Origin of the sequence: Flavobacterium sp. FlaQc-52, from assembly GCF_044007495.1 — a bacterium.
Lineage (GTDB): Bacteria > Bacteroidota > Bacteroidia > Flavobacteriales > Flavobacteriaceae > Flavobacterium > Flavobacterium cupriresistens.
In genome coordinates this window covers 248,224-261,428 of record NZ_JBIPCV010000006.1, presented here as the reverse complement: position 1 = coordinate 261,428, position 13,205 = coordinate 248,224, and the positions used below count along the sequence as shown (strand labels likewise).

General features: G+C 35.9%; 10 protein-coding genes. 8 read left to right on the top strand and 2 right to left on the bottom strand.

From position 1 onward, the window contains the following. The first annotated feature begins 39 nt into the window (after nucleotides 1-39). The 7 genes from ACHRV5_RS13230 to ACHRV5_RS13200 all read left to right on the top strand — a co-directional run bounded on the left by ACHRV5_RS13230 (nucleotide 40) and on the right by ACHRV5_RS13200 (nucleotide 6,669). On the top strand, nucleotides 40-372 hold the full coding sequence (locus ACHRV5_RS13230) for a MerR family transcriptional regulator (protein ID WP_047777988.1): 333 nt from the start codon (nucleotides 40-42) through the stop codon (nucleotides 370-372). Between the two features lie 41 nt (nucleotides 373-413). Beyond that, complete coding sequence (locus tag ACHRV5_RS13225) at nucleotides 414-998, top strand: LemA family protein (RefSeq protein ID WP_047777989.1); 585 nt, start codon at nucleotides 414-416, stop codon at nucleotides 996-998. Between the two features lie 73 nt (nucleotides 999-1,071). After that, complete coding sequence (locus ACHRV5_RS13220) at nucleotides 1,072-1,509, top strand: TPM domain-containing protein (RefSeq protein WP_395427061.1); 438 nt, start codon at nucleotides 1,072-1,074, stop codon at nucleotides 1,507-1,509. Nucleotides 1,510-1,512: 3 nt separating this feature from the next. Next, nucleotides 1,513-2,340: a TPM domain-containing protein gene (locus ACHRV5_RS13215; protein ID WP_395427060.1), complete on the top strand. Its 828-nt coding sequence runs from the start codon at nucleotides 1,513-1,515 to the stop codon at nucleotides 2,338-2,340. A 153-nt stretch (nucleotides 2,341-2,493) separates the two neighbouring features. Beyond that, entirely contained in the window at nucleotides 2,494-2,907 is a 414-nt protein-coding gene (locus tag ACHRV5_RS13210) for an Rrf2 family transcriptional regulator (protein ID WP_047777994.1), read from the top strand. 248 nt (nucleotides 2,908-3,155) lie between these two features. Beyond that, on the top strand, nucleotides 3,156-5,702 hold the full coding sequence (locus ACHRV5_RS13205; protein ID WP_395427059.1) for a TonB-dependent receptor: 2,547 nt from the start codon (nucleotides 3,156-3,158) through the stop codon (nucleotides 5,700-5,702). A 229-nt stretch (nucleotides 5,703-5,931) separates the two neighbouring features. Continuing rightward, nucleotides 5,932-6,669 carry a DUF2490 domain-containing protein gene (locus ACHRV5_RS13200; RefSeq protein WP_395427058.1) on the top strand — a complete coding sequence of 246 codons (738 nt, stop codon included), beginning with the start codon at nucleotides 5,932-5,934 and terminating at the stop codon, nucleotides 6,667-6,669. Nucleotides 6,670-6,672: 3 nt separating this feature from the next. Here the strand turns inward: ACHRV5_RS13200 and ACHRV5_RS13195 are convergent, their stop codons facing one another. Continuing rightward, nucleotides 6,673-9,435 carry an outer membrane beta-barrel protein gene (locus ACHRV5_RS13195; protein ID WP_395427057.1) on the bottom strand — a complete coding sequence of 921 codons (2,763 nt, stop codon included), beginning with the start codon at nucleotides 9,433-9,435 and terminating at the stop codon, nucleotides 6,673-6,675. A gap of 257 nt (nucleotides 9,436-9,692) precedes the next feature. On the opposite strand from ACHRV5_RS13195, the gene ACHRV5_RS13190 reads away from it, so the two are divergent. Then, nucleotides 9,693-11,561: a hypothetical protein gene (locus ACHRV5_RS13190; protein ID WP_395427056.1), complete on the top strand. Its 1,869-nt coding sequence runs from the start codon at nucleotides 9,693-9,695 to the stop codon at nucleotides 11,559-11,561. 82 nt (nucleotides 11,562-11,643) lie between these two features. On the opposite strand, the gene der is transcribed toward ACHRV5_RS13190, so the two are convergent. Then, a complete protein-coding gene (gene der, locus ACHRV5_RS13185) occupies nucleotides 11,644-12,951 on the bottom strand; it encodes a ribosome biogenesis GTPase Der (protein ID WP_047778006.1) in 1,308 nt (435 codons plus the stop codon). Between the last annotated feature and the right edge of the window lie 254 nt (nucleotides 12,952-13,205).

Below are 13,205 nucleotides of genomic sequence, written 5' to 3'. Positions count from 1 at the left end.
AAGTAGTAAGTTTGAAGTACTAATAGAAAAATACAAATCATGCATATTGAACTTTCTAAAGATAAAAGATATTACAGCATTGGCGAAGTTGCTAAAGCTTTTAATGTCAATGCTTCTTTGATCCGTTTTTGGGATAGTGAATTCGATATTTTGAAACCCAAAAAGAATGCTAAAGGCAACAGAATGTTTACTCCGGATGATATTACCAATTTACAATTGATTTATCATTTGGTTAAAGAACGTGGTTTTACACTCGAAGGCGCCAAAATCCATTTGAAAGAAGGCCAAAAGAAAACATTAGATAAATTCGAAATAATACGTAAATTAGAGTCGATAAAAATACAATTAACAGAAATTAAGAACGAATTATAACAGCATTTTAAAACTAAACACAAATTTAAATCGAAACAAATATGAAAAAATGGTTAATCCCCGTAGGAATTATTGTAGTACTGGTTGCTATTATAGCTTTTTGGTCAATTGGAATTAAAAACACCGGATTAAAATACAGCCAGGCTGTTAATAAAGAGTGGGGAAATGTGAATACTGCCTACCAAAGAAGAAATGACTTGATCGGAAACTTAGTAAACACGGTAAAAGGTGCAGCTGATTTCGAAAAATCGACTTTGACAGCGGTTATCGAAGCGCGTGCAAAAGCAACCTCAGTAACTATTGACCCAAGTAATGTTACTCCGGAGCAATTGTCTCAATTCAACCAAGCACAAAGTGGTGTGTCTTCTTCTTTATCAAGATTATTGGTTTCTGTTGAACAATATCCAACCTTAAAGGCAAATGAAAATTTCCTAAAATTACAAGACGAATTAGCCAGTACTGAAAACCAAATTTTAACAGCAAGAACTCGTTTTAACGAATCAGTTCAAGAATACAATGGTTATATTTTATCTATTCCGAACAAATGGTTTTTAGGTGAATACAAAGAAAAACCATACTTCCAAGCTGTCGCAGGTGCTGAAAAACCGGTTGAAGTAAAATTCTAAAAAAGACCCAATATTTTGATTATTGATTTAATTAAAATCTAAAATCAACAATCTAAACTCTAAAATAACTCAAATGTCAAAAGTAGAAGATTTTTTATCCAAAAAAGAAGAACAAGAAATTGTTGAAGCTATTGGTATGGCTGAAAATAATACTTCGGGCGAAATTAGAGTACATATAGAACAAACTACTCCTAAAGTCCATTTTGACAGGGCTTTAGAAGTTTTTCACGAATTAAAAATGGATGAAACGCAACTTAAAAATGGTGTTTTATTCTACTTTGCCGTGGCAGATAAAAATTTTGTCATTTGCGGAGATAAAGGTATAAATGACCTTGTATCATCAGACTTTTGGGATTCGACCAGAAACATTATGGTCACTCAATTTAAATCCGGAAACTTCAAACAAGGTATTGTCGATGGCATTTTAAGCGCCGGAGAACAATTAAAAAAATATTTTCCACGATTGGCTGAGGATACTAACGAATTATCAAACGAAATCTCAAAAGGATAAACAATGAATATTTCCAAAAATAAAACTTCAAATTCTAAAGGAATCTTTCATTTATCCTTTCTGTTAATCGCTTTTTTTACCGTTAATTGTGTTTTTGCTCAATTTACTATTCCCGAAAAACCAAGTTTTCAAACGTCTGTTTATGATTATGCAAACGTTCTGAGTGCAACTGAAAAAACACAGTTAGAACAAAAACTCATTCGTTATTCGGATTCTACCACTACTCAAATTGTAGTGATTACCATCGAAAGTTTGCAAAATGAAGATGTTAGTCAGCTCGCTACAAAATGGGGACAAACATGGGGAATTGGCGGAACAGCAAAAGACGACAACGGTGTTATTATTTTATTAGCCAAAAAAGAGAAAAAAATTGCCATTAATCCAGGTTATGGTTTAGAAGATCGTCTGACTGCCGGAATTGGCGGTGAAATTATCAGAAATATTATTATTCCCGAATTTAAAGCAGGTAGTTACTACAACGGACTTGACAAAGGAACTGACGCTTTATTTGATGTTTTTAAAGGAAAATACAAAGGCGAACGCAAGCAACAATCAAAAGGAAAAAATTTTCCTATCCTCCCTTTTATTGTTATTGTTGTAATTGTATTAATTTTGATCTCCAGAAACAAAAGAGGTGGCGGAGGAAATTCTGGCAATAACGGTGGAGGCCCTAGCCTTATGGACGTTATTATTCTGAGTAGCTTAGGTCGCAGTAGCGGAGGAGGCGGTTTTGGTGGCTTCGGCGGTGGATCATCAGGCGGAGGAGGCGGTTTCGGCGGTGGATTTGGAGGCGGAGGTTTCTCCGGTGGAGGATCTAGCGGAGGATGGTAGACTTTTGGTCGCGGGTTCTAGTCGCAGTCGCAGTTTTAAGTCGCAGAAACTGGAGTCGGTTTCAAGTTTCAAGTTTCAGGTTTCAGGTTTTTTGAAAAGATATTTTAGGTTACATTTTACAAGTCACATTTTACAATTAATAATTCAATTTAAATGTTATCACATAAAGCAAAATACGCCCTTAAGGCCTTACTTTATTTAGCAGAACAAGACGAAAATCACATTTCTAAAACAATAGAAATTGCTGATGGAGCGAACATTCCTAAAAAGTTTTTAGAACAGATTCTATTGGATCTGAAACGAGGACGTTTTGTAAGCAGTAAGCAAGGAAAATTTGGTGGATATTATTTGATAAAATCTAAAAACGATATTACTTTGGCCGAAATTCACCGTTTATTTGACGGTGCCATTGCACTTTTACCTTGTGCTTCATTAAACTTTTACGAACCTTGTTCTGATTGCAAAACAGAGTCAGAATGCAGCTTACATCATGGTTTAGTCCTTATTCGAGACAAAACTTTGAAAGCTATGGAAGGGATCACTATCGCTTCACTGGTGAAGAAATAAAAAAATATTTTTTAAATTCGACTATTTTTATAGAATTTATATATATTTGCAGAAAAAATTAGCAAACCAGTCCAAAATTAAAACCTTATGAAAGTACATTCGAATCGATCAGGTGGATCAAAAAGTTTTTTGCAAAAAAATAGAAATAGTCAATTCACTGCTGTGAAAAACAACTCTTTTTGTATGTGTATGTGTTGGTAAAAAAAATTTAATTTAAATTCTACTAATCACATATAATTAATATAAAAATGAAAACTACTATAAAAAATATACTTACAATACTATCCTTTTTAACTTTCTCCATCTCTTTCGCACAAAATATAGAAGGTGTGGTAACAACAGATGAAAACATACCTTTACCAGCAGCCAATGTGGTCATAAAAGGAACTACTTTTAATACTACTACCGATGCTAGTGGAAAATTCAGCATAGACACTCAGGGAAGACTTCCTTTGACGTTATTAGTTCAATACGTTGGCTATACAACTGCTGAATTTGCTATCACAACTTTACCAAGCTCTCCGCTATTGGTAACATTAAACGAAGAAAACAAACTTATAGAAGTTGTTGTTTCTTCCAGACGTCGTATCGAAAAAGTACAGGATGTACCAATTGCTATTTCGGTAATTACCGGTAAACAAGCAGAGCAAACAGGCGCTTTTAATGTCAATCGTATCAAAGAGCTTGTTCCTTCTGTACAACTCTATTCTTCAAACCCAAGAAATACAGGAATCAACATCAGAAGCTTAGGTTCTCCTTTTGGTCTTACTAATGATGGAATTGATCCCGGAGTTGGTTTTTATGTTGACGGTGTTTATTACGCTCGTCCGGCAGCAACTACTCTGGATTTTATCGATGTAGAACAAATCGAAGTATTGCGCGGACCACAGGGATCATTGTTTGGAAAGAATACCACTTCGGGAGCTTTTAACATTACGACCCGCAAACCAAGTTTTACTTCGGGTGCAGACTTTGAAGTTAGTTACGGGAATTTTGCCTTTTTGCAAGCCAAAGCATCTATAACAGGAGCTTTAAGTCAAAAAATAGCTGGTCGTTTGTCTTTTTCAGGTACACAACGTGACGGTTTAATCGATAATGTTGCCACTGGAAGAGCTACAAATACCTTAAACAACCAAGGAATTAGAGGTCAATTATTGTATACTCCGACAACAAATACAAATATTACACTAGCAGCAGATATTACAACACAGCGTCCTGACGGATACGCACAGGTTGTAGCGGGTGTTGCCCCTACTCAAAGAGCTCCATACCGCCAATTTAATGCTATTATTGCCGATTTAAACTATCAGCTTCCAAGTCAGAATGCATTTGATCGTAGAATAGATCATGATACACCGTGGCGTTCCGGACAAGACTTAGGAGGTATATCGCTTAATGTTGATACCAAAATTGGAGGTGGGACACTTACTTCTACAACAGCTTGGCGTTTCTGGAACTGGGATCCGTCAAACGACAGGGATTTTACAGGATTACAAGTACTTGCTAAATCACAAAACCCAACCAGACAAACACAATTCACACAAGAAATACGTTATGCAGGACAACTTAGCTCGAAATTGAGCGGTGTTGTAGGGGTATTTTTTATTGATCAAACTTCAAAAACCAATGGTACTGAGGAATCCGGAAATGCACAATGGAGATTTTCACAAAGCTCAACAAGTCCGTTATGGAAAACTCCGGGTCTTTTTGAAGGATACGGAATCAAAACAGATGCCCGCATAAGATCCTCCAGTGCAGCTGTTTTTGGACAATTAGACTGGGCTGTAACCGAAAAATTGCATGTATTACCAGGTTTACGTTACAACTTTGACAAAAAAGATGCTGATTATACCCGTACTACTTACGGAGGACTTCAGACTACTGATCCTGCATTGCTTGCTTTGAAAAAACAAGTTTACAGCGATCAAGCCTTCACATCAAATACAGATGATACCGATTTCTCCGGAAATATAACAGTGTCTTATAAAGCTACGGACAAAATCAATGCTTATGCTACATTTGCAAAAAGCTACAAACCGGTTGGAGTGAATGTTGCCGGACTTCCGACCAATTCAGCTGGTCAACCCTTACTTAATCTTGCCGTAATTAAACCGGAAGAGGTAAATCATTATGAAGTTGGTGTAAAAACTTCTCCATTTAAGAACTCAATTTTTAACGTGACTTTCTTTAATACCGATATCAGAAATTTCCAAACCAATGTTCAGGCTGCTGAATTGGGGGTAAACAGAGGTTATCTTGCCAATGCGGATAAAGTTCGTGTAAGAGGTGTAGAATTGGACGCCAGTTTTGTAGTAAATCAAAACTTAACGATTAACGGAGCAGCTACGTATACTGATGGTAAATATGTTAAGTTTACCAATGCACCACTTCCATTAGAGGAAACGGGAGCTCCGGTTGCTTATAAAGATGTGTCCGGAACTGATCTGCCGGGCGCATCCAGATGGGCAGGATCTTTAGGAGGGGAACTTTCCGACAATGCAAAATTCTTCGGAAATGCCGGTAAAGTATTTCTAGCCTTAGATTCTTACGCTCGATCTGAATTTTCATCAAGTCCTTCTGCGTCAAAATATTTAGTAGTACAAGGTTATGCTATTTTTAATGCTCGTTTAGGTTTTCGTGCTACTGATGGTCTATCGGTACATTTCTGGGGACGTAATCTTTTAAACAAAGATTATTATGAGCAATTATTACCTGCAGGAGGAAATACCGGACAATATGCTGGTGTTTTGGGTGACCAGAGAACGTACGGAATCACTTTGAAATATTCTTTATAAAGTGAATCATGCTGTAACCCGTTGCTTTTTTTTAAACACATAGAAACATAGATTTAGATGGAATAGATACCAAAACGAGGCCCGCTTTAAGTAGCAGGTCTCGTTTTTTCATTAAAAAAGTTGTTGAAAATCACAAAATTACTTTCAAAGCAAATTTAAAAAATGATCTTAACTTCTACAAATTCGCTCTGATTTGTATATATTCGCAGCCTGAATTTATACAGCTTAGATGAAAATCCTCCGAATAGTACTCTTTTTAAGCCTCACAAGTCCCTTTTTGCAGGCTCAGAAAAAAACGGATCAACAAACCCTGACCTGGATTCGGTACTATAATATCTTTCCTTTAACTGAAAAATGGTCCATTCATACGGAACTGGACAATCGAAGTTTTGTCAATCCCATTCATGAAAATCTTTTTGTTGTCCGTGTACAGGGGCGTTACAGAGCCAATAAAACAATCGATTTAGGCTGTGGATTTGCCTATTTTAATGTCAATACACAAGATCCGCGTATTGATCCTAATTTTTCGGTTCCGGAATATAGAGGTCAGCAGGATATTACTTTAATCAATGATATAGCGAAAATCACTTTCCACAATCGCTTTCAGATTGAGGAACGTTTTATGCAAAAAGCCAGCAGAACAGAATTACTGGATGATTTTTCTTTTTCGTGGCGGTTCAGATACAGACTGCAATCTACTTTTACACTTTGGGAAAAAGACAAACGCAATCTGAAAGGGACTATTTCAGACGAAATTTTACTCAATTACGGAAAAGACAACAAGAGAAATATGTTCGATCAAAATCGGATCTATGCTGCCTTACGTTATCATTTCAACCCTAACATCGGATTAGAATTGGGTTATATGAAAAGCTTTCAGAGACGTGCCAGCGGTGTCGATTTTTACGATCGGGATATTATTCGATTTACGGTTTATCATAAAATCAACCGCAAAACTAAAGCTTAATAGTTACATTTCTCTTTCTCTTCGCCCGCCTCTTTTTTCTTTAGCAGCAAAATTCCCAATTTTATAGGCTACAGAAAACATTAAATATCGTTTTAGAACAGTATTCTCCTCGTCGCGAATTGAGGTTGCAGAAATCGTCCTTGTAGCACTTTGGTTCTGATTTAAAACATCGTACACTTTTACTTTCAGGTACATTTTTTTATCGAAAAAACCATAGGACAAACTGGTATTCCAAAGGAAGAAATCTTTCTTGAAATCGTCTGAAATATTAGAATTATAGGTATATCCAAAGTCATTTCCAAAAATCAAATTGGCTGGCCAGTACGTGGTGGTCTGCAAATTAATTTTGTGAATTACATTTGAAGTGGCTTCTCTCGAATAGTTCTTATATTTTGTTTCATTATAAGACAAATCATAAGATGGCGCTATGGTAAGCACATCTCCATATTCGTAACTTAAATATACTTTTGGTGTAACTCCAATTGATCTTGCTTCATACATCACCGCATTCGTAAATCCTTTATCAAAAGAATAACTCGAGTTTAATGCTAACCCATATCGTAGCACACTGGCATCCTTTTTCACAGATTGATTCCAATTTGCGCCAACAGAAGTCGTGTACGTTCCCGAAATGTTTGCATAAGTAGTGTTTCGTTTACCACTGTCATCGTAAATCGAAGTAGTAACCACATCATTGTTATAATAATCTGTTTTAGCAAACACACTATACCCCGAACGGGTACGGAAATCAAAATTCCTGAAATTGATGCTCACACTGTTTTTCTCTATCGGATTCAGATTCGGATTTCCAATAATACTGTTCAATGGATTGGACAGGTCTATAACCGGTAATAATTGTGTTGCCGTTGGAAGCGCGTTGGAATAATCGTATCTAAAAGTCAGATTTTTAGAACGACTAAATTTATATCTAAGCTGCAAATTCCCAAAAGGCAATACATATTTTTTGTTTAAATCCGTCGCTTTGTTTAAGTATAAGGAATGATTATCATAATCGATAATCGAAGTTTGAGAATTCAAATTAAGCGTAAATTTTCTCTTTTGCCAGGTGATTCCAAACTTAGGACTAATACTGTTCTGGCGTGAAGAAATATAATTGGTTAAAGACAAATCTAAGTCCGAATACGAATCGGTACTTGCATTATAATTGAACGTATTTTTATCGTTTACGGTCTTTTCCCAATCAAAATCGGAACCAAATCTGATTCTTAAGGAGTCAGTTATCGGCTCTGTGTACTCCAAATCAACCGTATAAGAATCCGTAGTAACGTTGTTCTTACTATTCTGGTTTCGTTCGTCATTGGGTTTGTTGCCCTGATAAAAAACAGTTTCGGAACGGTTTAAAACATTCCCGTCACTCCTTGTATTATTATTGTTAAAAACCACACTGAAATTTCGCGCTTCTTTTTCGAAGGTTTTATTAAAATTGATACCGTTTGAAAAATTAGTATTCTCATTTTTACTATTAGATTCTGAACTACTTTGATTTAAAGCCTGCCCATTTTCATCCTCAGAAAAACTGGTCGAATTAGAAGTATTGTCCGATTGGGTTAGATTTAATTTCGGCACAACAACAAGCCGCATCGTAGGACTGATTTTGCATTCCAATTCGAAATTGGCTTTGTTTCCCGTATTTTCATTTCTTGTAGTAGCGTCAGATGCCGTCAGAATATTTCCTTTTGGCAAAAAACTAATCTGATTGGCTTTACTGTTGTTTGTAGTATTGGAGTTCGAGAAATTATAACTTCCCATTGCTGCTAATTCTTCAGACCAATCATCAGAATAGTTTATTCCGGCGAGATTGGATTGGGTAATTCCTTTACTGGTACTGGCGGAACTGTTGTTGGCGTTTCTTCCGTTACTGTTTCTTCCTCCACCCATATTATCAAATACATCATCCATCGAAAATCCGGTCGAATTAATGTTATTCGAAGAAGCCAAAACACTTATTTTCTGCTTATTATTGAAAAAATTCATCATAAGACTACTTTCATAGCGCTCATCAGAACCGTATCCTCCCAGTATTTTCCCAAAGTAACCTTTATTTTTTTTCTCATCAATTGTCAAATTAATACTCGAATAATCCGAAGTAGATTCTTGTTTTGACAATTCTTCTTTTTTGGTTTTAAAATCCGAAACCTGAACTTTTTTTATGATTTCTGCGGGCAAATTTTTCAAAGCAATTGCGCCGTCTTTATCAAAAAAGGTTTTTCCGTTAACCAAAAACTGCGTTACTTCTCTTCCGTTGACGGTAACTTTCCCATCGTTATTTACATCAAAACCGGGTAATTGTTTTAGTAAAGTTTCAACATTAGAATCCGGGCGGACTTTAAAAGAACTCGCATTAAACTCCAATGTATCTTTTTTAATGGTAATTGGAGGTGCTTCACTTTTCACTACTACATTATTAAGCGCATTTACACTTTCGAGCAGGTATATTTTTCCAAAGTCTTTGCTTTCGGTAAGTCCTTTATGTTCCTCTAAATAAGTTTGATATCCAATATAATTCACCTTTAAAAAAACAGGTTTATCATATTTCTTGATGTTCAGGCTAAAAAAACCATTTTTATCGGTTGTAGTATATTCAATTACTGTAGAATCTCTAACGGTCGTAAAATAAACCGTCGCTAATTCCAAAGGCAACTGTGTATTGATGTCAATAACAGTTCCTTTCACAACAATATCATTCTGTGCATTAGCCGTATAACAGCAAAGCAAGAGCAAAACAAAAGAATATAATTTAATCATAAGGCTTTTAATTATAACAATAAGACTCTAAAAATACCAAAAGGTTTAGTTGCAATTGGGTACGTTTTTACTTCAAAACACAAAAAAGGGGAAATATGCCCCTGCAAAAACAGTCTTTCTCCTGACTTCTTTTACATCTAAATACAAAACCTTTGTTATCTGTAATTAAAGAAAATAAGGAGAATTCAGAAAATCCTGAAAAGAGCAGGACAGAAAAGTCAAAACTGATTAGAGTAAGCAATTTAAAACGCATTATCATGAAAAATATTTTTAAAGGTTCCTTAAGAGGATTTATATGTGAAGACTGTCTGGAGTCTATCTCTGACGTTGAAATTTTACTGTATCATCCGTACAGAAAAGAAACTGTTGCCGCTAATGCAAATCTAAAAGAAACATTCCGTTTTGTTTCTAAAGAAGAGGTAAAACAAAGAGAGCAATTACTTATCACCAGAAAAAAAACAGATGAGAATGGGAATTTTGAAATTGAATTGGACGAAAGATTTGTAGTTGGTGATTACGATATTGACTTTGTTTGCGGAACTGTACCGTTCAAATTTCCAAAACCAAAAAGAGATGAGATCATACAATTTCACCTTACTTCTATCTCAATGCAGTCTGAACTTGAAAAACAGGAAAAAGATCAAAATTACAGATGGAGGTATACTATAGCACATAAATGGTGGTGTTACATAAGAGGTCACTTTTTTGATGCCTGGACGATTTGTGGGCATTTGATGAACTGTGAAACAAATACGCCAATTGCCAACGCAGAAGTAATCGCAATGGATGCTGATCTTCTTACTGATGATACCTTAGGAACCGCAACAACTGATTCTCACGGACACTTTAGAATTGATTATTCTTCGGCCGACTTTAAAAAGACCTTTTTATCCCCATGGTTCAACATCGAAACTGATCCCTCTTTTCTTTCTTTCAAAAGTGGTCCCGATGTTTATTTTAAAGCTGAACTGGGAGGTACAAAATTAGTTAAAGAGACCAAAGCCAATGCACGCAAAAATGTCGGATACTGTTTGTGTGTGACTTTATGTTCTGAAGTAAAGGTAACAGATCCCGGAGTTTCTTTCCCAAGTGCATGGGCAGGAATTGGATCTCAGTTCACTGCTTCTTACGGATTAGGTCCCAACGCCTTTGACGCTGAAGGTTTTGCCGGTTCAGGCAAACATGTCCTGCATTCCATCATCAGATTAACAGGTCAAGCGGCCTTAAAATCAATAGCCGGAAACCCGATCGAATACCGATTCAGAGTTAGTGATGTAACAGCTCTAAATAACACACCTCCTGTAGATAAAGACAACTTCACAAAAATTGTCGGCAAATTGGACAACAACCTATTTGTTCCGAGTACCGTTTCTAAACTATCCAGAAAAATCCCTATTTTATACCTTGATGATATTTTTGTAGACAGCGCTCAAAGCGATTTTGATTCAGATGGCTGGTTTGATGTCAATCATGCGATTGAGCGAACTTTGATTGCCAATGGTTTAACCCTAGCAGATTTAGATTTATATAATGTCATTGAAGAAGATACACTTATTTCTATCAATACAGCAGAATTAACCAATGCGCCGAATGTACCGGACCTCTTTAGTGCCGGACAACCAATTCCTGCAGCAAACGATATTCTGATCGAAAAATTTGCCATTCGTTTTGAAATCAGAGAAGTAATTGATAAAGCTGCAAATAGTTTTGGAATAATTGGAGGCGATGGAAAAACGCTTAATTCTATTGTCATGAACAACAATCCGATCTATAGAAAATTGGCCATTAAAGAGCTTGAAGAAAGTACGCTTTGCAGTCCAATAAAAGGTACAATAAATGCCAAATACACGCTTTATCACCCGTATTTAGCTTCCGGTAGTTTGCATTTAAATAATAACAGTTATACTATAAACAGGTACATTTCAGATGGAGTAATAGACTCTGTATTACTAAAACGAATAAAAGACAATTCACCGCTCAACGCTCCACCGAATAATAACCTGACACGATGTACCTATACCCTAAAACTGGCTTCTTCGACCAGAAAACATAATGGGGATGTTGACGACTCTGACGGAAGTCCAGCATTAGAACAACTTTTCTTCTATGATGAAAACCAACCGTAAAACATGCTTTTGTGCTAAACTAAAAAAGCAACATTTCAAACTTTGAAATGTTGCTTTTTTTATCTTGTTTAAAAAGAAAATTTTATTTCTCTCTAATATAAATATCGATCGGCACTCCTGCGAAATCCCAATTTTCTCTAATCTTATTTTCAAGATATCTCTTGTATGGTTCTTTAACATATTGTGGCATGTTAGCAAAAAACACAAACTGAGGTGTTAAAGTTGGTAACTGCATACAATATTTAATTTTCACATACTTCCCTTTTGTTGCCGGTGGTGGATAAGCTTCTATCACTTTCAACATATATTCGTTGAATTTTGACGTTGCAATTCTTTGCTTTCTGTTTTCGAAAACCTGAACTGTAGCTTCCAGTGCTTTCAATAAACGTTGTTTCGTTAAAGCCGAAACGAACAAAATTGGCACATCTGTAAAAGGCATTAATTCTTTTTTGATTTTCTCTTCGTAATCTCTTGTCGACATAGTATCTTTTTCTACTAAATCCCATTTGTTTACTAAGATTACAACCCCTTTACGGTTTTTCTCTGCCAACCAGAAAATACTCTGATCCTGACCTTCAAATCCACGGGTGGCATCAATAACCAATATACAAATATCTGCATGCTCGATCGCACGAACCGAACGCATTACAGAATAAAATTCTAAATCTTCTTTAACTTTAGCTTTACGACGGATTCCTGCCGTATCTACTAAGTTGAATTCAAAACCAAAACGGTCAAATTTAGTATCAATCGCATCACGGGTAGTTCCTGCAATATCGGTTACAATATAACGATCCTGACCAATTAAAGCGTTGATAAAACTAGATTTACCTGCATTTGGACGTCCTACAACAGCAAAACGTGGTAACTCTTCGGTAACTTCAACTACTGGTTTCTCCGGAAATGCATCAATTAAAGCATCTAACAAATCTCCGGTTCCGCTTCCTGAAATACTGGCGAAAGTGAAATAATCTCCTAAACCAAGATTATAAAACTCAATCGCGTCTTTCTCACGCATAGCGTTATCTACCTTATTTACAGCCAATAAAACAGGCTTAGTTACTTTACGCAACAATTTAGCCACCGTTTCATCCATTGGTGTAATACCTTCCTCAACATCTACTACAAAAATAATAACATCAGCTTCATCGATAGCAAGCTCTACTTGTTTACGGATTTCACCTTCAAATACGTCATCACTTCCGCGAACGTATCCACCGGTATCAATTACAGAAAACTCTTTTCCGTTCCACTCGCTTTTACCGTAGTTTCTATCTCTGGTAACTCCAGAAACTGAATCTACAATAGCTTCTCTTCTTTGTATCAGCCTATTAAAAAGGGTTGATTTCCCTACATTAGGTCTTCCTACTATCGCAACAATGTTATTCATCTTTTTTTATTTTAGATCCCGGACTTTAGATTTTAGATTCCGGTTTCCCAAAATCACAACTCTTATAAATCCAAAATACTGTATTTTAATTTTTTGCAAAGGTAGTTAAAAAAGTGGCTAAGTCACTATCTAACTTTTTTGCTGTGGTTTTTGTTGTTTTTTTTTAGTTTCAGGTTTCAAGTTTCAGGTTTCAAGTTAACGTTCCAAAACGTGAAACCTGAAACTTGAAACTAAAAAAACAAAATAATTTATTC

What these genes read in the sequence shown, in the direction of transcription:
- ACHRV5_RS13230 (WP_047777988.1), top strand. Translation starts at nt 40, where the DNA reads ATGCATATTGAACTTTCTAAAGATAAAAGATATTACAGCATTGGCGAA.
- ACHRV5_RS13225 (WP_047777989.1), top strand. Translation starts at nt 414, where the DNA reads ATGAAAAAATGGTTAATCCCCGTAGGAATTATTGTAGTACTGGTTGCT.
- ACHRV5_RS13220 (WP_395427061.1), top strand. Translation starts at nt 1,072, where the DNA reads ATGTCAAAAGTAGAAGATTTTTTATCCAAAAAAGAAGAACAAGAAATT.
- ACHRV5_RS13215 (WP_395427060.1), top strand. Translation starts at nt 1,513, where the DNA reads ATGAATATTTCCAAAAATAAAACTTCAAATTCTAAAGGAATCTTTCAT.
- ACHRV5_RS13210 (WP_047777994.1), top strand. Translation starts at nt 2,494, where the DNA reads ATGTTATCACATAAAGCAAAATACGCCCTTAAGGCCTTACTTTATTTA.
- ACHRV5_RS13205 (WP_395427059.1), top strand. Translation starts at nt 3,156, where the DNA reads ATGAAAACTACTATAAAAAATATACTTACAATACTATCCTTTTTAACT.
- ACHRV5_RS13200 (WP_395427058.1), top strand. Translation starts at nt 5,932, where the DNA reads ATGAAAATCCTCCGAATAGTACTCTTTTTAAGCCTCACAAGTCCCTTT.
- ACHRV5_RS13195 (WP_395427057.1), bottom strand. Translation starts at nt 9,435, where the DNA reads ATGATTAAATTATATTCTTTTGTTTTGCTCTTGCTTTGCTGTTATACG.
- ACHRV5_RS13190 (WP_395427056.1), top strand. Translation starts at nt 9,693, where the DNA reads ATGAAAAATATTTTTAAAGGTTCCTTAAGAGGATTTATATGTGAAGAC.
- der (WP_047778006.1), bottom strand. Translation starts at nt 12,951, where the DNA reads ATGAATAACATTGTTGCGATAGTAGGAAGACCTAATGTAGGGAAATCA.